Source organism: Streptomyces chartreusis, from assembly GCF_008704715.1.
GTDB classification, from domain to species: Bacteria; Actinomycetota; Actinomycetes; order Streptomycetales; family Streptomycetaceae; genus Streptomyces; species Streptomyces chartreusis.
Genome location: NZ_CP023689.1, coordinates 4,284,571 through 4,307,195, shown reverse-complemented (window position 1 = coordinate 4,307,195; position 22,625 = coordinate 4,284,571). Strand labels below are relative to the sequence as shown.

At 71.7% G+C, this 22,625-nt stretch carries 21 protein-coding genes and 1 pseudogene; 14 read left to right on the top strand and 8 right to left on the bottom strand.

Translation table 11 applies throughout. The features are described 5' to 3' along the window. Complete coding sequence (locus tag CP983_RS18445) at positions 1-750, bottom strand: thioesterase II family protein (protein WP_150500551.1); 750 nt, start codon at positions 748-750, stop codon at positions 1-3. Between the two features lie 210 nt (positions 751-960). Here CP983_RS18445 and CP983_RS18440 point away from each other — a divergent pair, with 210 nt between their 5' ends. The 3 genes from CP983_RS18440 to CP983_RS18430 are packed head-to-tail and all read left to right on the top strand — an operon-like array spanning position 961 to position 4,522. Further along, positions 961-2,025, top strand: a complete 1,065-nt coding sequence (locus CP983_RS18440; protein WP_107904377.1) for an LLM class flavin-dependent oxidoreductase — start codon at positions 961-963, stop codon at positions 2,023-2,025. Further along, entirely contained in the window at positions 2,022-3,284 is a 1,263-nt protein-coding gene (locus tag CP983_RS18435; RefSeq protein ID WP_107904375.1) for an MFS transporter, read from the top strand. The genes CP983_RS18440 and CP983_RS18435 overlap by 4 nt, the downstream gene beginning before the upstream one ends. Next, the gene (locus CP983_RS18430; protein WP_150500549.1) at positions 3,284-4,522 is read left to right on the top strand and encodes an ATP-grasp domain-containing protein; all 1,239 of its coding nucleotides are present in this window, start codon (positions 3,284-3,286) and stop codon (positions 4,520-4,522) included. Before CP983_RS18435 ends, CP983_RS18430 begins: the two co-directional genes overlap by 1 nt. Before the next feature lie 9 nt (positions 4,523-4,531). Here the strand turns inward: CP983_RS18430 and CP983_RS18425 are convergent, their stop codons facing one another. Then, positions 4,532-5,287, bottom strand: a complete 756-nt coding sequence (locus CP983_RS18425; RefSeq protein ID WP_150500547.1) for a sulfite exporter TauE/SafE family protein — start codon at positions 5,285-5,287, stop codon at positions 4,532-4,534. Between the two features lie 4 nt (positions 5,288-5,291). Then, positions 5,292-6,839: a PqqD family protein gene (locus tag CP983_RS18420; RefSeq protein WP_229914949.1), complete on the bottom strand. Its 1,548-nt coding sequence runs from the start codon at positions 6,837-6,839 to the stop codon at positions 5,292-5,294. Positions 6,840-7,069: 230 nt separating this feature from the next. On the opposite strand from CP983_RS18420, the gene CP983_RS18415 reads away from it, so the two are divergent. The 8 genes and pseudogenes from CP983_RS18415 (at position 7,070) to CP983_RS18380 (ending at position 14,444) form a co-directional block, all read left to right on the top strand. Continuing rightward, positions 7,070-7,315, top strand: coding sequence for a phosphopantetheine-binding protein (locus CP983_RS18415; RefSeq protein ID WP_163016846.1), 246 nt, complete (start codon positions 7,070-7,072; stop codon positions 7,313-7,315). Further along, on the top strand, positions 7,312-8,118 hold the full coding sequence (locus CP983_RS18410; RefSeq protein WP_107904369.1) for an FkbM family methyltransferase: 807 nt from the start codon (positions 7,312-7,314) through the stop codon (positions 8,116-8,118). Before CP983_RS18415 ends, CP983_RS18410 begins: the two co-directional genes overlap by 4 nt. After that, positions 8,115-10,493 (top strand): annotated as a pseudogene (locus CP983_RS18405) (amino acid adenylation domain-containing protein); the annotation flags it as partial. The gene CP983_RS18410 and the pseudogene CP983_RS18405, both read left to right, overlap by 4 nt. Positions 10,494-10,549: 56 nt before the next feature. Then, positions 10,550-11,707 carry a TauD/TfdA family dioxygenase gene (locus CP983_RS18400; RefSeq protein WP_229914948.1) on the top strand — a complete coding sequence of 386 codons (1,158 nt, stop codon included), beginning with the start codon at positions 10,550-10,552 and terminating at the stop codon, positions 11,705-11,707. A 44-nt stretch (positions 11,708-11,751) separates the two neighbouring features. Then, positions 11,752-12,009, top strand: coding sequence for an MbtH family NRPS accessory protein (locus tag CP983_RS18395; RefSeq protein WP_373309865.1), 258 nt, complete (start codon positions 11,752-11,754; stop codon positions 12,007-12,009). Then, complete coding sequence (locus tag CP983_RS18390) at positions 12,006-13,241, top strand: ATP-grasp domain-containing protein (protein ID WP_189748963.1); 1,236 nt, start codon at positions 12,006-12,008, stop codon at positions 13,239-13,241. Before CP983_RS18395 ends, CP983_RS18390 begins: the two co-directional genes overlap by 4 nt. Positions 13,242-13,299: 58 nt before the next feature. Beyond that, positions 13,300-13,818 carry a flavin reductase family protein gene (locus tag CP983_RS18385; RefSeq protein WP_150500541.1) on the top strand — a complete coding sequence of 173 codons (519 nt, stop codon included), beginning with the start codon at positions 13,300-13,302 and terminating at the stop codon, positions 13,816-13,818. Between the two features lie 5 nt (positions 13,819-13,823). Continuing rightward, positions 13,824-14,444, top strand: coding sequence for a GOLPH3/VPS74 family protein (locus tag CP983_RS18380; protein ID WP_167537726.1), 621 nt, complete (start codon positions 13,824-13,826; stop codon positions 14,442-14,444). A 56-nt stretch (positions 14,445-14,500) separates the two neighbouring features. Here the strand turns inward: CP983_RS18380 and CP983_RS18375 are convergent, their stop codons facing one another. Continuing rightward, entirely contained in the window at positions 14,501-15,103 is a 603-nt protein-coding gene (locus tag CP983_RS18375; RefSeq protein WP_167537725.1) for an ABATE domain-containing protein, read from the bottom strand. Positions 15,104-15,232: 129 nt separating this feature from the next. Beyond that, positions 15,233-16,771, bottom strand: a complete 1,539-nt coding sequence (locus CP983_RS18370) for an MFS transporter (RefSeq protein ID WP_150500537.1) — start codon at positions 16,769-16,771, stop codon at positions 15,233-15,235. A 135-nt stretch (positions 16,772-16,906) separates the two neighbouring features. On the opposite strand from CP983_RS18370, the gene CP983_RS18365 reads away from it, so the two are divergent. Then, a complete protein-coding gene (locus CP983_RS18365; RefSeq protein ID WP_373309864.1) occupies positions 16,907-17,572 on the top strand; it encodes a TetR/AcrR family transcriptional regulator in 666 nt (221 codons plus the stop codon). A gap of 15 nt (positions 17,573-17,587) precedes the next feature. On the opposite strand, the gene CP983_RS18360 is transcribed toward CP983_RS18365, so the two are convergent. Continuing rightward, complete coding sequence (locus CP983_RS18360; RefSeq protein ID WP_107904358.1) at positions 17,588-18,487, bottom strand: LysR family transcriptional regulator; 900 nt, start codon at positions 18,485-18,487, stop codon at positions 17,588-17,590. A gap of 79 nt (positions 18,488-18,566) precedes the next feature. On the opposite strand from CP983_RS18360, the gene CP983_RS18355 reads away from it, so the two are divergent. After that, on the top strand, positions 18,567-19,688 hold the full coding sequence (locus CP983_RS18355; protein WP_150500535.1) for an EamA family transporter: 1,122 nt from the start codon (positions 18,567-18,569) through the stop codon (positions 19,686-19,688). Between the two features lie 92 nt (positions 19,689-19,780). Next, positions 19,781-20,548: an NAD(P)-dependent oxidoreductase gene (locus tag CP983_RS18350; protein ID WP_150500533.1), complete on the top strand. Its 768-nt coding sequence runs from the start codon at positions 19,781-19,783 to the stop codon at positions 20,546-20,548. 156 nt (positions 20,549-20,704) lie between these two features. Here the strand turns inward: CP983_RS18350 and CP983_RS18345 are convergent, their stop codons facing one another. Both CP983_RS18345 and CP983_RS18340 read right to left on the bottom strand, forming a co-directional pair. Then, positions 20,705-21,427, bottom strand: a complete 723-nt coding sequence (locus tag CP983_RS18345) for a dienelactone hydrolase family protein (protein WP_150500531.1) — start codon at positions 21,425-21,427, stop codon at positions 20,705-20,707. Positions 21,428-21,680: 253 nt separating this feature from the next. Beyond that, a complete protein-coding gene (locus tag CP983_RS18340; protein WP_176575950.1) occupies positions 21,681-22,355 on the bottom strand; it encodes a hypothetical protein in 675 nt (224 codons plus the stop codon). Between the last annotated feature and the right edge of the window lie 270 nt (positions 22,356-22,625).

Sequence of the window (22,625 nt, the reverse complement as noted above, 5' to 3'; positions counted from 1 at the left end):
TCAGGAGCGGCCGGCCGAAACGCTGTCGAGGATGTCGGCCAGCAGTTCCCGCTGATGCTCCGTGAGGAAGAAGTGGCCGCCCGGGAAGGTGCGCAGGGCGAAGCCGCCGGTGGTCGCCTCGCGCCAGGCCGCCGCCTGCGTCACCGGGACGCCTGGGTCCGCCCCGCCCGCGTAGACGGTCACCGGGGTGCCGATGCGGGCGCCGGGCGTGGGGCGGTAGGTCTCCATCAGGCGCAGGTCGGCGCGCAGGGAGGGCAGGACGACCTCCAGCAGGTCGGGGTCGTCGGCCAGCGTCTCGTACGCGCCGCCGAGGCCGCGCACGCCCGCGAGCATGGTGGCGTCGTCCTCGTGGTGCAGCGGGCGGCCGGTCCGCTCCGCGAAGGGGGTGGCCTGGCCGGAGGCGAACAGCCGCAGCGGGGGCGTGCCCCGGTCCTCCAGCCGGCGCGTCACCTCGTAGCCGACGGTGGCTCCCATGCTGTGGCCGAACAGGGCGAACGGCGCCTCCAGCAGCGGGGCGAGGGCTTCGGCGACGGCGTCCGCGAGGGTGTCCATGTCCGCGACGCAACTCTCGGCCAGACGGTCCTGGCGGCCCGGGTACTGGACGGCCACCGGCTCCACCTCCGCGGGCAGCGCCTCCGCCCAGCTGCGGAAGAAGGCGGCGGTGCCACCGCCGTGCGGCAGACAGAACAGCCGCAGCCGGGGTGCGTCCGAGGGGCGGTAACGCTTTAGCCAGCGGGTGGAGTGGAGCACTTTTCAGACATCCTTTCCTCGCCCTTGAACAAGCCACGGTAACCGTCGATCGGCATCTCCGGCAGACATTCCAGAATATGGATCGATCTTGACTGCCCAGGCGGGCACGTGTCAGTGTCCCCAAGGAATATGAGTCGCACGGGGGAGCGAATGCCCGGTTTGGCCATGATCGGGTAGGGGTGACCTCGTATTCACGAACGGGGAACCAGCATGGCGGAGCTGAAGTTCCATTGGTGTTCACCGCTGGACAGTGGGCAGCAGAAAGCGACCGAAAAATACCGGTCCGGGGAGCTTGACTTCGACGGGATCGTCGACTTCGCGCAGGAGGCCGAGCAACTCGGCGTCGACTCCCTGCTCATGGGCATCAGCTACCACATGCCCGACCCGCTTCCGATGATCGGCGCCCTGGTGCGCGAAACGGAACGCGTCAAGTTCATTCTCGCCTATCGGCCGGGTCTTTTGGGCCCCACGCTCTTCACTCAGGTCGTGAACACCATTTCCTGGATGTCGGACGGCCGGATATCGCTGAATCTGGTGGCCGGAATTTCTCCTGCCGAGCAGGCGTACTACGGCGACTTCCTGGCTCACGACGACCGCTATGCCCGCTCGAATGAGTTCCTGAGTGTCCTGCACCGCTTCTGGGAAGGCGAGAATCCGCTTTCTCACCGGGGCGCGCACTATCGCATCGAAGAAGCCCAGCTGGGACTGGGATACAAAGGCGGCGGCCGCCCCACGATCTACATCAGCGGCGCCTCCGCCCCCGCGCAGAAGACCGCCGTCGACTTCGGCGACTGCTGGCTGCGCTACGGCGACACCCCGGAGGGCATCGCACAGGCCACCGCCCCCGTGCTCGCCAACGGATGCCGGGCCGGCATCCGTATGCACGTCCTGGCCCGCCCGACCCGCGAGGAGGCGCTGACCGACCTCGCCGAGATGATGCGCGACCCCGACGAGGACCACCGCGCCTGGGTCACGAGTTTCGTCGCCGCCTCCGACTCCGAGGCGGTGAAGAACTCCTTCCGCCTGGCCGAGAAGGCCCAGGACGACTGGCTGTCCCCCTACCTCTACTCCGGCGCCGTCGCCTACCGCGGCGGCCCCGCGCTCTGCGTCGTCGGCAGCTACGAGGAGGTCGCGGCCTACCTGTACGAGTACAAGGCCGCCGGCGTCAGCGAGTTCATCTTCTCCGGCTGGCCCACCCGCGACGAGATGCGGATCTTCTACACCCACGTACTGCCGCTGATCCGCGAGCACGAGCGCACCGCCGGACCGGCATGACGGCGCGGGTGGAGAGCCTGCACCGGGGGCTGTTCGCCACCGGCGTGCTGCTCGGGCTGATCGCGGAGCAAGTGGTGCTGTTCGCCGTGCCGTTGCTCATCTTCCAGGACACCGGCGACGTGTCGACGCTCGGCTTCGCGTTCGCCCTGGAATGGCTTCCCGGACTGCTGGCCTACCCCTTCGCGGGACTGATCGCCGACCGGGACGGCGGCGCCCGGCTGTTCTCCCGCGTCTCCGTGGGCCGCGCCGCCGTCCTCGGCCTTGTCGTCGTGGTCGTCGTGGCCCAGCCCGGCTGGACGACGGCCGCCCTGATGACCAACGGCGCGCTGCTGTCGATCCTCGCGGCACCCGTGCGGATGTCGGTCGAGAAGATGGTCCCGCAGGTGGCCCGGGGCGAGAAGCTCGCGACCACGCAGTCCCTCGTGCAGAACATGGAACTGCTGGCGATGGCCCTCGGGCCCGCCCTCGCCGCCGTCGCCGTACTGGTCCTCGGCAAGGTGTGGCTGCTCGCCCTCGCAGCGGGCGTCTTCCTGGTCGCCGCCGCCTGCTGGCTCCCGCTGCCCCGGCAGAAGTGGCAGCCCGGGAACGGCGGCGGTGCCCGGGAGATCCTCGGCGAACTCGGCCTCGGCTGGACCCTGCTGATCCGCAACCGCCCGGTCCGGCTGCTTGCCGTGCTCAACTTCGCCATCAACCTGGTCTTCGCGACCGTGCTCAGCGCCAACGCCGCCCTGGTCACCGGGGTGTTCGGGGCCTCCGAGTCGTCCTACGGCATGCTCAACACCTTCGTCGGCATCGTGGGCCTGGGAAACCTGCTGGTCATCCCGCTGCTGCTGCGCAAGCTCGACGTGCACGTCCTCGGCGTCATCGGGTTCACCTCGCTGTGCGCGGCCCTGTTCGTCGCCGGCACCGCTTCCTCGTTCGCCGTCTACGGCACCGCCTTCGTCGCGGGGATGACCGGAGTGGCGTACTACAACGTCTTCAACCGCACCCAGCGGATCAAGGTCATCCCGCAGGAGCACCTGGGCAAGGTCATGGGCCCCTTCTACCTGCTCAACCTGCTCTCCTACCCGATGGCCGGGCTCCTGGTCGGCACCGCCGGCGAGGCGATCGAGCCCCAGGACCTGGTGACCGTGCTCGCCGTGGTGCTCAGCGTGTTCGGGGCCGTCCTGCTGCCGCTGGTCATGCGCAGCTTCCGCCAGGTCCTCGCCCCGCGGGACACCGGCTCCCCGGACGTTCCCCAGACAACAGAGGTGCACTGATGCATATCGTCCTGGTCAATCGCTGGCCCCGCTTCTCGGACGGGATCCGCTGGGACAACGAACTGACGCGGTACGAGGAGTTCATCGACCACGACAAGCACCGGGTGAGCTACGTCGTCGACGCGCTCGGCGCCGAGGGCGTGCTCGTCGACCCCGCCCGCATCGCGCACTTCGTGCAGGTCGAGGACGTCAACGACTACGACGCGCTGCGCTCGGCGGTCCAGGAGGTCACCGAGAAGGCCGGGCCCGTGGACCAGCTGATCGCGCTGTCCGAGTTCACCCTGGAGATCGCCGCCCGGGTGCGGGTCGCGCTCGGCATCCCCGGGCCCGGCCCCGAGCAGGTGGCCGTGTACCGGGACAAGGTCCGCATGAAGGAGGTGCTGGCCGAGGCGGGGGTACGGGTACCGCGCTTCGCGCCCTGCGCCGACCTGGAGAGCTGCGTCGCCTTCGCCGGCGCCACCGGCTACCCGGTGATCCTCAAGCCCGTCGACGGTGCCGCGAGCATCGGCGTCCACCGCGTCGACGACGAGGCCGCGCTGCGGGAGCTCGTGCCCACCCTCGACCTGACCCGGTACGAGATCGAGGAGTTCGTCACCGGCGTCATCCACCACGTGGACGGCTTCGCCGACGCGCGCTGCCAGGTCCCCTTCCAGGTCGCGTCCGTGTACGTCAACGACTGCCTCGCCTTCGGCTCCGGCTCGCCGCTGGGCTCGGTGGTGCTGCACGAGAGCGAACTGCGCACCCGCATCGAGGACTTCACCCGCGAGTGCATCGCCGTCCTCGGGATGTACGACACCCCCTTCCACCTGGAGCTGTTCGTCACCGAGAGCGGCGAGCTCGTCTTCCTGGAGGTGGGCGGCCGGGTCGGCGGCAGCGAGGTGCCGCACCTGGTGAACAAGCTCTTCGGGGTCAACCTGTACGAGGCATGGCTGCGCGCCCTGTCCGGCGAGAGCGTCGACCTGCCGCCCAAGTCCGGCGACCCGAGCGGCGGCTGGCTCGTGCTGCCCAAGCCGGACGGGCTGCCGCTGCGGGTGCGCAGGGCGTCCCCGATGAAGGAACGCTTCGAGACGATCTGGCGCGAGCTCGTGCCCCGGCCGGGGCAGGTCCTGGAGCCGGGCGGCAGCTACGACGCCCTGCACAGCGGCCGGTTCATCCTGCTCCACGAGGACCAGCAGCGGGTCACGGACGACATCCACCGCATCATCGAGACCTTCGAGTTCGAGGTGGAGCAGCCATGAGCCGGCGGCTCACGTGACGATCATGACCGTCGCCGCGGTGACCCCGACGACGACGATCACGACGCGCAACGCCATCGCCGGCAGCTTGCGGCCCACCTTGGCCCCGAGCAGACCGCCGACCGTCGAACCGGCCGCGATCACCGTGGCGGCCGCCCAGTCGACGTCGGCGACCGCCACGAACACCACCGCGGCGGCACCGTTGACGATGGCCGCCAGCACGTTCTTCGCCGCGTTCAGCCGCTGGAGGTCGTCCCGCAGAAAGCTCCCGAACAGGCCCATGAGCAGCACCCCTTGGGCCGCGCCGAAGTAGCCGCCGTACACGCCGGTGCCCAGCACCCCGCACCACAGCGGCACCCCGCCGTCCGCGCCGCCGCGCTCCGGGCGCTTCCTCAGCCAGGCGTTCAGCCGGGGCTGGAGCAGCACCAGGGCGCACGCGGCGAGGATCAGCACCGGCACCACGGTGTCGAAGGCGGCGGAGTCCAGCTGGAGCAGCAGCAGGGCTCCGGTGAGGCCGCCGATCAGGGACGCGGCGCCGAACCGCAGCAGCCGGCGCCGCTGCCCGCGCAGCTCACGGCGGTAGCCGTAGGCGGCGCTGAGCACCCCCGGGACGAGCCCGATGTTGTTGGTCACGTTGGCCAGAACCGGCGGAAATCCGCAGGCCACCAGAGTCGGAAAGGTGATGAGCGTGCCGGACCCCACCACTGCGTTGATGGCGCCCGCGGCCACGCTCGCGGCCCCGATGGCGACGGCTTCCACGAAGTTCAACGAGTTACCTTCCAGAGATCAGCTCGTCGACGACGGGACCGTCGGGCGTGTGCCGGGTCGCGATGCGCTGCTTGTGGGGATCGCCGTCGAGAATCAGGTCCACGACCCCCGACTGTCCCATGCCGGTCATGGAGCGCGTGGTCCGGGCCGCCAGGACGCGCAACTGGGCCAGCGGCAGCCCGCTGAAGCGCTCCAGCTCGGCCACCAGGTCCGCCTCGTCGCCGGCCGGGTCCGCGTCGGAGGTGAGCAGCGCGACCATGGCGTCCACCCGCTCCAGCAGCTCGGGCTGTTCGGCCTTGACGTAGCCGGCCAGACCCGCGCCGCCGTCGGTGAAGGGCGAGTGGACCATGCAGACCAGCTGCTCCTCGGTGATCTGGAAGCAGTCCTGCGCGTAGGTGTCCATGCCGGCGCGCATGCGCTCTACGGCGCCCTCGCCCTCGTACCGGGCACCGATCAGCTCGATCAGCTGGTCGGGGAACTCCTTCTTGCGCATCAGCTGCTTGCCGAACTTGACGTACTCGTCCAGGCCCTCCTCGTAGGAGCGGCCGTAGACGCGCTCGCACTTCAGGCCGCGTATGTGGGCCATCAGCGCCGGGTTGCCGCAGTCGGACTCGGAGAAGCTGAAGGCGAGTTCGTCGAAGCGGAAGCCGAGGAAGTCCGTCAGCAGGTCCCAGTGGTCGCCGGAGGCGTAGGCGGTGTCGTCGTAGATCGAGAAGAAGCGCAGCTGGTCGGGGGTGTCGTGGTGGACCCGGCGCTCGTGGATCAGATTCTTCGCCCCGGCGCCGTAGATGTCGCTGAAGTAGGCGCGCCCGATGTTGTCCGTGGCCTTCAGGACGCCGCGGAAGCCGGCCCGGTCCTGTCCCTCGGGGGCGACGCCCATGCGCTCGGCGAGACGGTGGATCCACACCAGGTAGGTGCGCTGCTCGTAGGGGGAGTCGCCGGTGATGATGACGTCCACGCCGCCGTCGTGGGAGGCGCCGAGGCCGAAGGCGTGGGCCGCGCTCAGGTTGCAGGCGTTGCAGAAGGTCGGGCGGCCGTCGCCGAGGGTGCGGTGGCCGGTGACCAGGATGTCGAGGCGGTTGCGGGCGACGACGTGGTCGCGCTGCGGCAGGTCGACGTGGAATGGCGAGATTTCGTCCCCGTCGACGAGCAGTTGCTCGCAGTCGGGGTCGGCCTCCAGCCGGAGCGCGGCGTAGGTGCGGTCGATGTTGTGCATCACGGCGACGGGCATTCCGGCGTGCCGCATGGTGACCACGCGCAGCCGGAACGTCTCACCGGCCTCCTCCAGCAGCCGCAGCTGCATGGCCCGCACGAAGGCGGTGGTGTAGGCGCTGTCCTTGCCGCCGCCGTAGGCGACCATGACGACCCGCTCCGGGAGCGGGCCCAGTTCCTCCAGCTGGGCACGGAGTTTGGGGACGCAGCGTTCCACCTCGTCCCAGTGGCCCGAGGACATCCAGTGCCGCAGCTCCTCCAGGGTCGTCCTGCGCAGTTCGGCGACGTCCTGCGGGGCCGGCCGGCCGGGCCCGGTCGTTTCGGTGGTCTGGGTGGACAATGTCGGATCCCCTCACAAACGGAAGGGGGAATTTCCAAATTCAGTACGCGATCCGCGCGTCCCGGGCATCCCCCAATGCAACTCGCCGGAGGATAGCGCAGGGGTCACTCGGAATGTCCACCACAAGAAAAGGATTGAGACGCGGCAAAAACGGACTCTCCTCTTCGGTTGTCTCATGATCCGAGATCGAACCTTTTCCGATCCGTTAAGTGCGTGCTACCGTCCGTGGCGTGATCGAGAATGGCCTCTCAGGCGCAGAGATCGAGCAGGAGATTCGAGACATCTGGAGGGGGTTGTTCGGTGTCGACGTAGGTCCTGATGACAACTTCTTCGACCTTGGCGGCGACTCGCTGAAGGTGGTGGACGTCGTCGCGGCCGCTCGAAAGCGGGGGATCACTTTCCGCAGTTCGGCGGTGTTCAGAAACCCGACGCCGTCTCTGCTGGCGTCCAGCCTGACCAGGGATGATGCCAGGTGACCCAGCAGGAGCTGCCCAACGGTATGACCGTGCACGGGCTGAACCGCAATGAGACCGAGTATCTCTACAAGGAAATCTTCGAGGACGAGGTTTATACACCGGGCGACGGTTTCGGTTTTCCGGAACGGCCCGTTGTCTTTGATGTGGGCGCCAACATAGGAATGTTCGCTCTGTTCATGGCGGCGAAGTTCCCGGAAGCCCGGATCTTCTCCTTCGAGCCGGTGCCGCGCACGTTCGACGCATTGCAGAAGAACGCCGGTGGCGTGCCGAACGTGTCCGTCTTCAACATGGCCCTCGGGGACGCCGCGCAAACCCGTGAGCTGACTTTTTACCCGCAGTACTCGATGATGTCGGGCTTCGACGCCGATCCGGAAGTCGACCGGGCGTTGGTCAAGTCGTACATCGGGAACATCGCGGAAACACTCGACGAGGACCGCCGGGATTTGCTCCTGGAAGAGGCGGACGAACTGATCGGCGAGCGCTTCGACACGGTGGAGCGGGTGCCCGTCCGGATCGACCGGCTGGAGACGGTCGCCGCCGACCTCGGCATCGACCGCATCGACTTCCTGAAGATCGACGTCGAGGGCTTCGAGGTGAAGGTCCTCGAAGGCATCGGCGACGCGCTGTGGTCCCGCATCGGCCGGGCCGCCGTCGAGGTCGAGGACGACAACGGCGAACTGGCCGTGGTCACCAAGCTGTTCGCCGAGCACGGCATGGAGACCGTGGTCGAGCAGCCGGCGGAGTACCGCGGCACCAGCGTCTACACCGTCTTCGCCGCCCGCCCCGCGGGAGTCGCGCCATGACCCCGGCCGGCGCGAGCGGCGCCACGGTGTTCGCGCTGCCCATGGCATGGCGCCCGGCGCCCGGATCCGACCCGGCACCCGAAACGGCCGTCGTCGAGCACGCCGACCTCGCCGACGGGCTGGGCGCGCTCGCCGGGATCTGCGGCACCGACCTGCCGACCGTGCTGCTGGCCGCCCACATCAAGGTGCTGGGCATGCTGGGCGAGGCGGACGAGCGGTGCGCCGAGGTCGCGGACGGCGCCGGGGTGCGGCACGTCACCGTGGTCCGGGCGGCGGCCACCTGGCAGGAGCTGGTGTTACGCGTCGCCAAGGCGGAGCGGCCGCCGGCCGGGTCCGCCGACGAGGTGACACACGGCGAACGCGCACTGTTCACCGCCGGGGCGGAGGCCGGCGGTGAACGCGACGGGAGCGACGGATGGTCGGGGGGCGGTGGCAGTGGTGCACGGTTCGCGCGTGGCGGCAGCGGCGAGCGGGCCGGGAGTGACGGGAGTGTCGAAGGATCCGGGAGCGGTGGCAGCATCGAGCGGCCCGGGAGTGACGGGAGCGTCGAGCGGCCCGGGTGCGACGGGAGTGTCGAAGGATCCGGGAGCGGTGGCAGTGGTGCACGACCCGCGAGTGACGGCAGCGGCGGACCGCCCGGGAGCGGCGGGGACGACCAGCGGTCCGGGTACGGCCTGCGGGTCCACGCGGACGGGCGTCGGCTGACGTTCACCGCCGCCCTCGCCCCGCCGTACCTCGCCCGACTCGCCTCGATGCACCGCGAGGTCCTGCGGGCCATGGCGGCCGACCCCGGCGGGGACGCGCTCGCCGCCCGTCTCGACCCTGACGAGCGGCGGGCGGTGCTCGGCGACTGGAGCACGGGGCCGCGGCTCGACCGGGGCGCCGGCACCGTCGTCGAGCGGATCGAGGCCCAGGCCGCCATGACGCCCGACGGGACGGCCGTCAAGGTCGCCGGCACCGCGACGACGTACCGGGAACTCGACGAGCGGGCCAACCGCATCGCCCGCCGGCTGGCCGGGCTCGGCGCCCGTCCCGACGCCCTGGTCGGCGTCTGCCTGCGCCGCACCGCCGATCTGCTGCCCGCGCTGCTCGGCGTGTGGAAGTCCGGCGCCGGCTATCTCCCGCTCGACCCGGCCCTGCCCGCCGAGCGGCTGCGGCACATGATCGACGCCGCCGGATGCGAGCTGGTGCTCACCGAGTCCGCCCATCTGCCGGCCCTGGAACCGCCGGCCGGCTGCGACGTCGTCCTCCTCGACCGGGAACGGGAGTCGATCGAGGCGCTGCCCGCGACACCCCTCGACCGCACGACGGATCCGCGCTCCCTCGCCTACGTCATCTACACCTCGGGCTCCACCGGCAACCCCAAGGGCGTGATGGTGGAGCACGCCGGGCTCGCCAACTACCTGCTGTGGACGGCCGAGACGTACGCGGCCCGCGGCACCGGCGGCTCCCCGGTGTTCTCGTCGATCTCCTTCGACCTGGGCATGCCCAGCCTGTTCGCCCCGCTGCTGACCGGGCAGCCCGTCCACCTGCTGCCCGACCCGCTGGACACCGCCGACCTCGGCGACGAACTCGCGGCCGGGGCGCCGTACAGCTTCATCAAGATGACTCCCGGCCATCTCGACCTGCTGAGCTACGACCTGACCCCCGACGAGATCCACTCGCTCGCCGGGCTCGTCATCGCCGCCGGCGACGCGTTCACCAGCGAACTGGCGCGGCGCTGGCTGGAGTTCGCCGGGCCCGGCGGCACCCCGGTGGCCACCGAGTACGGGCCCACCGAGATCACCGTCGGCAACTCCGGGGAGACGCTCACCGAGCCGCCCGCCACCGAGCTGATCCCGCTGGGCGCCCCCATTCCCAACACCACCATGTACGTCCTCACCGACCGCCTCGAACCCGTACCCGTCGGCGTCCCCGGCGAGGTGTACATCGGCGGCACGGGCGTGGCCCGCGGCTACCTGGACCGTCCCGGCCTGACCGCCGAGAGGTTCCTGCCCGACCCGTACGGCGCACCCGGATCCTGTCTCTACCGCACCGGCGACCGGGCACGGTGGCGGGCCGACGGCTCGCTGGAGTTCCTCGGCCGGGTCGACCACCAGGTCAAGATCCGCGGGTTCCGGGTCGAACTCGGCGAGATCCAGGCACGGTTGCGCGAACACGCGGACGTCGCCGAGGCCGTCGTCATCGCGGTCGGCCCGGTCCGCTCCCGCTCCCTGGCGGCCTATGTGATCCCCGCCGAGGGAACGCCGATGGACGCCACCGGACTCCGGGACCACCTGGCGGCCGTACTGCCCGCCTACATGCTCCCCGCGCACTTCGTCGCCATCGACCAGGTGCCGCTGACGACCAACGGAAAGGTCGACACCCGCGTGCTGCAGAGCCTGCTCTGACCGCGGAGTGTCCCGTCCGTACCTCACGAGAGGCGAACAACGTGTCCATCGCTGACATATCGGCCGGGTCGGGGACGTCCCACGACACGGCCGGACCGAAGGAGGGGGCCGAGTCCCGGTCCGGGGCGGAGGTCGACGACACGGCCGAGCCCGGGTACGGGGTTCAGGTCCATGATGCGGCCGAGCCCGGGTACGGGGTCCAGGTCCATGACGCGGCCCGGTCGCGCCCCGGTGCCGAGAGCGAGGTCCCGGTCCGGCTCGAGCTCACCGGTGCCGAGCGTGCCGCCGTGGGTGAGCTGGCCGAGCAGCTCAACCGGGTCGCGCCCGGCCTGGTCGACGCGCACGCGTGGGTGGCCGAGGCACGCCGGCTGAGCTGCCGGCTGCCCCTGCGCCTGCTGGAGCGGATCCGCCAGTACCGCAGCGACCCCGGCCCCGACGGCATGCTGTGCCTGGCCGGTCTGCCGGTCGAGGACGGGCTGCTGCCCGAGACACCCGCCGTGCCGGACTCGGTCGAGCGGGACGCCACCGTGCCGTCCGCCGTCGCGATGCTGATCGGACAGCAGCTCGGCGAGGTCATCGCCTACCGCGACGAGAAGTACGGGGCGCTGGTGCAGAACGTCGTGCCGGTGCCCTCGCTCGCCGCCTCCCAGAGCAACGGCGGCTCCGTACCGCTGGAGTTCCACATCGAGAACGCCTTCCACCCGCACCGGCCGCACTACGTCGGCCTGCTGTGCCTGCGCTCCGACCACGAGGGCACGGCCGGCACCCAGATCTGCTCGGTCCGCCGGGTCCTCGGCCTGATCGACGAGGCCGACCGCAAGATCCTGGAGGCGCCCCGCTTCGTGACCGAGGCGCCGCCGTCCTTCCGCTCCGCCGAGCGCACCGAGGCCCACCCGGTCCTCGTCGGCAGCCCCGAGGACCCCGACATCCGCGTGGACTTCAACGCCACGGTCGCCCTCGACGAGGAGGCCGCCGGCGCCCTGGTCCGGCTGCGCGAGACCATGACGGACGCCTCCGAGTCGGTGGTCCTGCGCCCCGGCGAGCTGGTCTTCGTCGACAACCGCCTGGTCCTGCACGGCCGTACGAACTTCGTCCCCCGCTACGACGGCCGGGACCGCTGGCTGCACCGCATCTTCGTCCACCTGGACAACCGCCTCACCCGGGCGCACCGGGCGGGCAACGGTCCGGTGCTGGTCTGAGCGGGCCATCGACAACCGACGGACGGCACATGGAGAGCAGCAGCGTGACCACAGCAGACGTGGACGTCGACGGGAACGACGTGAACGGGTCCGGGGCGGGCGCGGGGGACGCGGTCGAGGCGTTCGTCGTGGTCGTCAGCGACGAGGGTCGGCACTCCCTGTGGTGGCCCGGCTGGCCGGTGCCCGCGGGCTGGCGCGTCGCGTCGGACCCCGGCAGCCGGCAGGAGTGCCTGGACCTGATCGAGGAGCGCTGGACCGGGCTGCGGACCCGGCCCCGGCTCGCTCAGGGGGACCCGCGGTGAGCGCCCGCCCCACCCTGGTCCTGGTGGATGCCCTCACCACGGGCGCCATGCTGGCCCGCGCGGCCGCCGCCGACCACCGCGTGGTCCATGTGCGTTCGCGCGCGGAGCTGCCGGAGACCTTCGCCGCGAGCCTGCCCACCGAGGTCTTCGCGGAGGACCTCACGTATCCGGGCCGCGCGCAGGAGGTGCTCGCCCGGCTGCGGACGCAGGCACCCGTCGCCGTGATCGCCGCCAGCGAGTTCGGCGTGGAGGTCGCCGACGAACTCGCCGGCCGCCTGGGACTGCGCGGGAACGACCCCGTGCTGTCGACGGCCCGGCGCGACAAGTCCCGCATGATGGAGGTCCTCGCGGCGGCCGGCGTGCCGACCCCGCGTCAGCTGCGCGGCAGCGATCTCACGGAACTGCTGGACTGGCGCCGCGCCCAGGGCCTGGCACGGGTGGTCGTCAAACCGCTGGACAGCGCCGGCTCCGAGGACGTGTACACCTGCGACACCGAGCAGGAGGTGGCCGCGGCACTGCGGGCGGCCCTCGGCAAGACCAATCTGATGCTGTGCGCCAACGAGGCGGTGCTGATCCAGGAGCACCTCGCCGGGGACGAGTACGTCGTCAACAGCGTGAGCAGGGACGGCGACCACTGGTTCACCGACGCGTGGATCAGCCGCAAGCAGGTCACCTCCGGCAAGCGGCTCGTCTACGACCACGAGGACCTGCTGCCGCCGGACGCGCCCGTGCTCGACGAGATCCTCGGCTATGTCGGCCGGGTGCTCGACGGCCTCGGCATCGCCCACGGCCCGGCCCACACCGAGCTCATCCTCACCCCGCACGGGCCGCGCCTGCTGGAGACCGGCGCCCGGCTGTCCGGCCTCGCCAACCCGCCCGCGCTCCAGCGGTGCACCGGCGCGGACCAGGTCACCCTGACCCTCGACAGCCACACCTCGCGGGCGGCGGCACTGAGCTCCCGCCCCCGGCGCTACGTCCGCCACGAGTCGGCCCGCTGCGTCAACCTCCTCGCCCACCGCGAGGTGCCCCTGCCGACGCACGCGCTGCGAGCGGCCCTGGAACGGCTCCCCGCCTTCGAGAGCGTCCGCTTCCGCAAGGCCGACGGCACCCCGACCCGCCCGACCGTCGACCTCAACTCCTCGCCGGGCGTGGTGTTCCTGGTGCACCGGGACCCGGAGGAGATCGAGAGCAGCTACAAGATGCTGCGGGCCGTGGAACGGGAGTTGCTGTGAGGGCGGGGCGGGTGGGGCAGGCCGACCGGCCGGGAGCGTTTGTGAGGAGGCGGGCCGTATGCCCGTGAGTCCGGAGAGTTTCAGGGAGTTGTTCGGCTCCTTCCCGGCGCAGGTGGCGGTCATCACCGCGGTCGGCGCGGACGGCCGGCCGCGCGGATTCACCTGCACGACCACGTGCGCGGTGTCGGCGGCCCCGCCCCTGCTGCTGATCTGCGTGGACGAGAACTCCCAGACGCTGCCCGCGATCCTGGCCGGCCGGAGCTTCGTGGCGAACGTCCTCGCGGCGCCCGGCGAGGAGGCGTCGAGGATCTTCGCGGGCAAGACGGCGGACAAGTTCGACCGGGTGGCATGGGAGCCGTCGCGCAGGGCGGGCGGCGCCCCGATCCTCACGGACGTCGTGCTGGCGTACGCGGAGTGCCGGGTGGTGCAGACCGTGACCGCGGGCGACCACCGGATCATCGTCGGCGAGGTCGAGGGCAGCGCGGTCTTCCCGCGCGAGCCGCTGCTGTACGGCAAGGGCGTGTACCACGCCTGGCCGGTCGTCCCGATGGCCGTGGGCACGGGCGCGGGAGGCTGAGCCGGGTGCTCGCCGCCGATTCCGCCCTGCACGAGGAGATCCTGCTCGCGGCGTACGACGGCTGGGGCGGCGCGGGCGTCCGGGGCTGGTCCCGGGAACTGGGCCTCGTCCTCGCGGCGGCGGTCCTGACGGAACTGGCGCGGGCGGGCCGGGTGGTGGTGGACCCCGCCGGGGTCGTGTACGCCCGGGACGCGACGAAAGCCCCGGACCCGGTCTCGGACGCCCTCCTGGAACGGCTCCTGCTGACCCGCCGCGCGCACCGCGCCCACTGGTGGCTGGACCGCCAGGGCGACACCGTCCTGGACCTCACCCTGAGCCGCCTCCTGCACACGGGCGCCCTGTCCGAGCGGCGCGTACGGAGATGGGGCGTACTCCCGACGACCGACCGAGTCCCGTCGGACCCGGTCCGAGCCGCACGGGCCCGCGAGGCGATCCGCCGCGCCGGGACCGGCACCCCGACGGAGCGGACGGCCACGGCGGCGGCCCTCCTCTCCGCCGCGAACCTCTCCACCCCGCTGGCCCTGCCCCGCACGAACTGGCGGACCTGCCGGCCCCCGGTCCCGACCGTCGCGAGCGAACTGGCCCTGACCTTGGCAATCTCCCGCATCCCACCGGCACTGGCGTGATTCGGGGGCCGACGGTGCATGAGCACTCGATTCTGTGTCCCGGCTCCGGGACCCCCTCAGTCGGCCGTCGTCCGGGTGCGGCGGGCGTAGGCGCGGGCCGCGCGGGCGCGGTCGCCGCAGCGGGTGGAGCACCAGTGGCGGCGGCCGTGGCGGAGCAGGTACCGGTTGCAGGGGGCCGAGCCGCAGGCCGTGAGGCGTTCGGCGTCGGCGGAGGTGAGGAGGTCGGCGGCGTCGGCGGCGAGGGTCGCCAGCGCGTGGTCGACGATCTCGGTCGTGGGGTGCGTCGCGGCCCGGTAGGGGCCGTCCTTCTCGTCCCACTGGAGCAGCGGAGCCGTCGGCACCCTGGTCAGCGCGTCGTTGACGGCGGTCAGCGCGGCCGGCAGCGCGGGCAGCGCCGCGACCCGCGAGTCGAACAGCGACCGGACCTGCTCGCGCAGCGACCGCAGCTGTGCCGCGCACATCTCCCGCATCCCGGCGTCGACGGGAGCCAGCCCGCGCTCCACGAGCCACTCGTTCGCCGCGGCGGGCGTGCCGAGCTGATCCACGAAGTGTCCGCCCGGCAGCGCGATCACGCTGTTGACGAGGGCGAGCGACGGGTACTGCTCCGCGCCCGGCGCGGGCGGCACGGGCGGCTCGACGTTCTCGTTCATGGCTCTCATGGTACGGAGTCCGGCAATCCGTGAGATGCCCGCAGCCCGGCGCGGCTCGGGGGAGGAGCCGCCGGGCCGCGGCGCGGGAGGGCGGGGCAGTCTCACAAGTGCCGCGTGCAGACACCCCCCGGCGGCCGCTCACATGTGGACGACCGGCGCCGCGTCCGGATCCGTGGCCGGTGCGCCCCGCCGGTACAGCGCGACGCTCACGACCAGGCCGACTGCGAAGAAGACCGCCGACCACCAGTAGGCGGTGGAGTAGGCCTCCAGCCCGGCCTGCGCCTGCACCGCGGGATCCCTGGGGTTCCGGCCGGCGAGGTAGTCGGTCGCGGCGCCGGTGGCCAGCGTGTTCAGCAGGGCCGTACCGATCGAGCCGCCGACCTGCTGCATGGCGTTCACGGTGGCCGAGGCGACCCCGGAGTCCCTGGCGTCCACACCGGCGGTCGCCAGCCCCATGGCGGGCGCGATGACCAGCCCGAGCCCGAAGCCGGCTGCGAGCAGCGGGGGCAGCACATCGGTGGCGTAACCGCTGTGCAGATCCAGGGCCGTCATCCACACCATGCCGGCCGCGGCCAGCCCCATGCCCAGCGGGACGATCGGCCTGGGGCCGATCCGGGGCACCAGCACGCTGGAGGCGAGGGTGGCGCTGATCATGAGCGCGGCAGTCATGGGCAGGAAGGCCAGCCCGGTCCTGACCGGCGTGTAACCGAGGCTCTGCTGGAGGTAGTAGGTCAGGAAGAGGAACACCCCGAACATGCCCGCGCCGCTGATCAGGACCGAGACGAAGGAAGCGCCGCGGTTGCGGTCGAGCAGCACGCGCAGGGGCAGCAACGGGTGGCTGGCACGCGTCTGCCACCAGGTGAACGCTGCCAGCAGTACGGCTCCGGCGATCAGGAAGCCCCAGGTGGCCGGCGAGTCCCAGTCGTGCGTCTCGGCGTTGGAGAAGCCGTAGACCAGGCCGAACAGACCACCGCCGACGAGGATCGCGCCGGGCACGTCGAGCGTGGCGGACCGGTCCCGGCTGGTGCGGCGCAGCAGCACCGCTCCACCGACGAAGGCGACGGCGGCGAAGAGCAGGTTGACGTAGAGGGTCCAGCGCCAGTCGAGGTGCTCGGTGAGCAGACCGCCGAGCAGCAGCCCTATGGCACCGCCGGCGCCCGCGATGGCGCCGTACACGCCGAACGCCTTGGCGCGTTCCTTGGCGTCGGTGAAGGTCGTCGTCAGCAAGGACAGCGCGGCGGGTGCCAGCAGCGCGCCGAACAGGCCCTGTACGGCGCGGGCGGCGACCAGCATCTCGAAATTGGTCGCGGCGCCGCCGAGCGCGGATGCCCCGGCGAAGCCGACCAGGCCGACCAGGAAGGTCATCTTGCGGCCGAAGAGGTCGGCGATCCGGCCGCCGAGGAGCAGCAGACTGCCGAAGGCCAGGGCATAGGCGGTGACGACCCACTGCCGGTCGCCGTCGGAGAAGCCCAGGTCCTGCTGTGCGGACGGCAGGGCGATGTTCACGATCGTGCCGTCCAGCACGACCATCAGCTGGGCCACGCCGATGACGGCGAGGATCCACCAGCGATGGCGCGGCGACGCCTCGGCGGACGGCGGGGGTGGCGGGTCGACGGGGGAGACAGGGGAGGCGGGGGAGCTGGGGGAGTCGGTGGCGTCGGTGGAGGTCCGGGACATGGCGAGGGCTCCGCTTCGAGGGTTCTGACGGTTGTCAGATTTGCCTGACGAGTGTCAGATTAGCTGTCGTCTGACAGGTGTCAAGTAAGGTGTGGACGGCCCCTCGGGTCGGGGTCACGCAGTGAGGAGGCAGGAGTGGGTGCACGAGCCGAGTCCGCCCGCAGGCCGGGACGCCCCGGCGCGGACACGCCCGCGGTGCCGGAGGAGCAGAGCATCCTGCAACGCGGCCTGGAGGCCTTCGCGGAGCTGGGATACGACCACGCCTCCGCGCGGGAGCTGGCCCGCCGCCTCGGCGTCAGCCACAACTTCATCAACGACCGCTACGGGTCCAAGGCGGCCTTCTGGCGCGCGGTCGTCGACCACGCCCTGGGCGGGCAGCTGGCCCGGATGCCCGAGGTGGACGACTCGGTCGACGACGCCGAGCGGCTGCGGCTGATCATCACCGGCTTCTACCGCAGCGCGGTCGACACTCCGCTGGTCGGACGGCTATTCGTCGAGGAACTCAACCGGGAGACCGAGCGGTTGGACTACCTCTACGAGCGCTACATCGCCCCCACCCTCCAGACCCTGACGCCCAGCATCGAGCGGCTCGTGGCCGAGGGGCGCATGGCACCCGTACCGATGGACGTCCTGTTCTTCGCCGTCATCCCGCCCGTCTCCGGCATGGTGGAGGTGCCGCTGGCCCGTCGTCTGGGCAGGCCCGTGCCCGCCTCGCCCGAGCAGCTCACGGCCACGGCCGAGACGCTCGCGGCACTGGTGGTCAACGGGCTGCTGGCGAAGGGGCCCGTACCGCGCGGCTGAGCCCCCGACCCCGGGTCAGGAACCCGCGGAGTGCGGCCGGACGCCGAGGACGTCGAGCATCGCCCGGGTCGCCGGGCTGGGGTTGAAGCGGCTCCACACCAGGTACTCCAGGCGATGCGGCCCGTCGAGCACGCGGACGAGCGCCAGTTCGGGATCACCGGCGGCCAGCGGACGGACGTACGCGGAGGGCAGCAGCGCGATGCCGAGCCCGCGCGCGACCAGCCGGGAGATCAGCTCGACGACCCCGGCCTCGTAGGCGACGTCACGGACCAGGCCCGCGGCGGCGAAGGCGCGGTCGGACTGGGCGCGGGCGGGGGTGCCGGCCGCGAAGTCCACGAAGGTCTCCTCGGCGATCTCCTCCAGCGTGACCCGCTGCGCGCCCGCCAGCCGGTGCCCGGCCGGCACGACCAGGGCGTGCTCGTCGTGATCGAGGACCAGGGTCTCCACGCCGGACGGCCGCTCGCCCTCCGGCAGCCCGAGAAAGGCGATGTCCAGCTCGCCGTCCCGCACCGCCGCGGCCAGCTCGTCGCTGCGCCCCGAACGCAGCACGACGTGCACGTCCGGGTACCGGGCGCGATACCGCTGAAGCAGATCCGGCACGTCCACCGCGGCCGTCGTCACGATCACTCCGACGGCGAGCCGGCCCCGTACGACCCCGGTCGCGGCGGCGGCGTCGGCGACCGCGCGGTCGGCGGCGGCCAGGCACTCGCGCGCCGCGGCCACGAACGCCACGCCGGCGCTGGTGAGTTCGACGCGGCGGCTGGAGCGCGCGAACAGCTTGACCCCGAGCTCCCGTTCCAGCCCGGCGATCCGATGGCTGAGGGACGACTGCACCACGAAGCAGCGCTCCGCAGCGCGCGTGAAGTTACGGGTTTCGGCCACGGCGACGACGTAGCGCATCTGCTGGAGATCCACAGACCCATGATTCTGATTCATGGCTGCGATGACAACCATGTGTTGGAGTCATGGCGCCGGGCTGCGGAGACTGCTTCTCATGCATCCCACGACCGAGCGGCCATCGGGGCTGCCGCGGGTCTCCCGCGCGCTGCCGATCGCGACCGTCGCACTGACCGCCCTCGCCCCCGCGGCCTGGGGCACCACCTACGCCGTGACCACGGAACTCCTCCCGCCCGGCCACCCGATGTTCGCCGGGCTCGTCCGCGCCCTGCCCGCCGGGCTGCTCGCCCTGGCGATCACCCGCGTGCTGCCGCGCGGCGACTGGTGGTGGAAGGCCGGCGTCCTCGGCGCGCTCAACATCGGCACCCTGTTCCCGCTGCTGTTCCTGGCCGCCGAACGGCTCCCCGGCGGTGTCGCCGCCACCCTCGGCGCCGCCCAGCCGCTGCTGGTCGCCGGGCTCGCCATCGCGGCGCTCCACGTCCGGCCGACGGTCTGGCGATGGACCTGGGGCGTGCTCGGCGTGGCCGGGGTCGGGCTCGTCGTGCTCGGTCCGGAGGCCCGGCTGGACGCGGTCGGAGTGCTCGCCGGTCTCGGCGGTACGACCGCGATGGCCTGCGGCACGGTCCTCACCAAGCGCTGGGGGCGACCCGCCGGCGTCGGCCCCCTGGCCCTGGCCGGCTGGCAACTGACCATGGGCGGGCTGCTGTTGCTCCCCCTCACCCTCGCGATCGAGGGCGTGCCGCAGCGGATCGACGCGGGGGCGGCGACCGGCTACCTCTGGCTCGGCAGCGTCGGCGGGCTGATCGCGTACACGCTGTGGTTCCGCGGCATCGGAAAGCTGTCGGTGGGCGCGTCGGCACCGCTGGTGCTGCTGTCCCCACTGGTCGCGACGGTCATCGGCACAGCCCTGGGCGAATCCCTGAGCCTGCCCCAGTCCCTCGGCTTCGTCCTGGCTCTGGCCGCGCTGCTGGCAGCGCAGTTCGAGTCCGCGGCGGGGGTGTGGAGGGTGCTGGTGCGTGGGAGGCGGCGACAGCGGCCAGGGCCGGGGCCGGAAGGGTTGCGTGGAGGGGGGCCGGCTCTGGGGGTGCAGGTCCGGGGTGCGCCGATTCCGGGGATGCCGGTCGAGGGCGAGTTGGTCCGGGGTGAGTCGGTCAGGGGTGAGTCGGTTCCGGATCTGCCGGTTCGGGATGAGCGGGTTGGAGAGGGGCGGGTTCGGTGACGGGGAGTTCAGTCGGGGTCTCGGCAACGCCGGTTCCGGAGAGGGCGGTTACGGCCGCGCCATCGGTCGGCCGGTCTTCCCGGTCTCCCCGCATGACGATCGCCGTGCTCGGCGCCACCGGCATGGTCGGCAGCCGGGTGATCGCCGAGGCGGTGGCACGCGGGCACCGGGTGCTGGCCCTGTCCCGGAAGCCCGGGGACGGCGACCCGAACGTCACGCCGGTCGCGGTCGACGTGGGCGACCCGGAGGCCGTACGCGAGGCCCTCGCGGGGACCATCGCGACCGGCACCGTTGCGAGGGGAGCCACCGCACCCGGCACCGTTGCGACGGGAGTCACCGCACCCGGCACCACCGCACCCGGCGTCACCGCGACCGGCACCACCCCGCCCCACCCCCCAGACGCCGTAATCCTCTCCGTGCGGACCTTCCCGGCCGACCGGGAGTTCCTGGTCGGCGCCACCCGCACGGTGCTGGACGCCGCCGCGCGGCTCGGTACGCGTGTGCTCGTGGTCGGCGGGGCCGGTGCCCTGCGCAGCCCCGGCGACCCCGACCTGCCGGTGGCCGACAACCGGGCGTACGTGCCGGACGAGTACCGGGCCGTGGCGCTCGCCGGGACTGCGCAGTTGGTGACCTGCGAGGCCCACGCCGACGCCGACTGGGTCTACCTCAGCCCACCGGCCGAGCTCGAACCCGGCGAACGGACCGGCCGCTACCGCCGCGGCACCGACACCCTGCTCACGGCCTCGGACGACGGCCGGTCGTGGATCAGCGCGGAGGACCTGGCCGTGGCGGTGGTCGACGAGGTCGAGAACCCCGGCACGGAACGCCACATCACGGTCGTCCACCGGCCGTCGACGTGAGTGCCGACATGCCGGTCACCACAGGCTGGAGACGGCCTGCGCCATCGCGCTGACGTCCGTCGGGCACCGCGCCCGCGACGACGAGCGTCGCGAGCTGCGCGGCCTGCTCGGGCACGTAGGGGCGGGATCGAGGAACCCCGCCCCTACGGCCCCTCCCTACTTCAGGTGTCGGTCCAAGAACCGGCACCCGTCCTCGAGTTCGAACCACGGGGTGCCGGTGTGGCCGCCCAGGTTGGCGTGCAGTGTCTTCTCCTTGCTGCCGAACGAGTCGAACAGGTCCAGGGCCCGCTGCCTGGGGTTCCCCTCGTCGTCCCACTGGAGCAGGACCAGCAGCGGGACGGTGACCTGCCGGGCCTCCTCACGCTGGGCCAGGGGCACGTAGCCCCCGGCGAAGAACCCGGCGGCCTCGATGCGCGGCTCGGACGCCGCGAGGCGGATACCGAGGGCGGTCCACCCGGAGTACCCGACCGGGCCGCCGATCTCGGGCAGCGCGAGGAGGGCGTCCAGGGTGGTCAGCCATTCCGGGGCCGCCTTCTCGACCAGCGGGCCGACGAGGGCCTCGAAGATCCCGTCGACCGGCTCGCCGGCCTGCATCGCCCGGCGGAGGTCGGCGCGGATCTGCTCGTCGGCGGCGGAACGGGGCCGGTCACCGCACCCGGCGGCGTCGATGGTGGCCACCGCGTAGCCGCAGGCCGCGGTGTGCCGGGCCCGGGCGACCAGCCGGCTGTCCTTCTTGGGCAGCCCGTTGTTGTGGGCCATCAGGATCAGCGGGACCGGTGTGGCGGACCCGGGCGTCCACAGGGTGCCGGGGATCTCGCCGAGGGTGAATTCGCGTTCGAGGACGCCGTCGTCGAGGCGCTGCTCAGAAGTGAATTGCATGGTCGTGCCCTTTCGGGAGTGCGCTTGAACGGCGCTCCCGGACGACCTATCGCCCGACCGCGACCCCGGAGGGGAGCACCCACGTCGATACTGCGTTCACGGGTACCACCTCCTCACCCTCCGGCACGGCCACCGAAAAACTACCAACGGCGGCCACACCCCACCAACAGGTTTTCGCGACGCCGCACGACAAAGGCGGCACATGACAAAGGCGGGGTCCGAAAACCCCGCCCGAAACCAATGAAATCCCAGCTCACGGCCACACAAGGCAATACGGCTGATGCCCCGCCTCATGCAACCGGTGCGAGAAGTCCTGCCACTCGTGCAGCAGTTGGTACACGTTGAACGCGTCCCGCGGGCCACCCCGGTCCGGCACCGTCGACCAGATGAAGGCGGCCGCGCCGACCGCTTCCTCCCCTATGCCCCGCAGCGGGTCGACGACCGTCATCGGCAGCTTGACGACCGCGTAGTCGGGGTGCAGGACGACAAGCTCCAGCGGCGGCACCTTGTGCAGGGGCACGCCCTCGATGCCGGTCAGCACCATCGCCGCCATGGTCTCCGGCTTGATCTTGGTGAACATGCCGTTCATGCCGAGCTCGTCGCCGCCCAGCTCCTCGGGCCGCATGGAGATGGGGACGCGGGCAGCGGTGGCGCCGTCCGGCGCGCCGAAGTACTTGTACGTCACCCCCACCCGACCACCATTCCTGCTCTCCGCCCGGAGACGGTCGACCTGGCCGTCGATCCGCCGGTCGAACGGCTCGTGCTCACTCGGTACACCCGGTACACCCGTTGCGTCTGGCATACCTGGTACAACGTGTCCCTGGCGTGCTTCGTTCGAATCCTCCGCGTCGCGCCGGTGCTTTCCCCGCCGGGCACGTCGAGGACCCAGGTCATCAGTCCCCTCGCCCAGTCCGCCACCGCGATGCATATCTCCACCCGACTGCTTTTCTAGGACGCGCAGGCCCCGCCGCGCAACCCGATCATCGTGTCAGTGACCTCCCCCACGGCCGCCCGCCGAAACGTGCGCTGAAACACCTGTCCGCGGGATCTTTTCAGTCCCCGATCACCACGCCCCGCATGAGCTGTGTGTATCACGTCCAGTCTCGCAGATTCCCGGAGAGGTGACGGCGGGTGAAGTGAGGGGCGCCAGGGGTGCGAGCGGACGGGACGACCGCTCCCCGCGCCGGTAGCGCCCCGC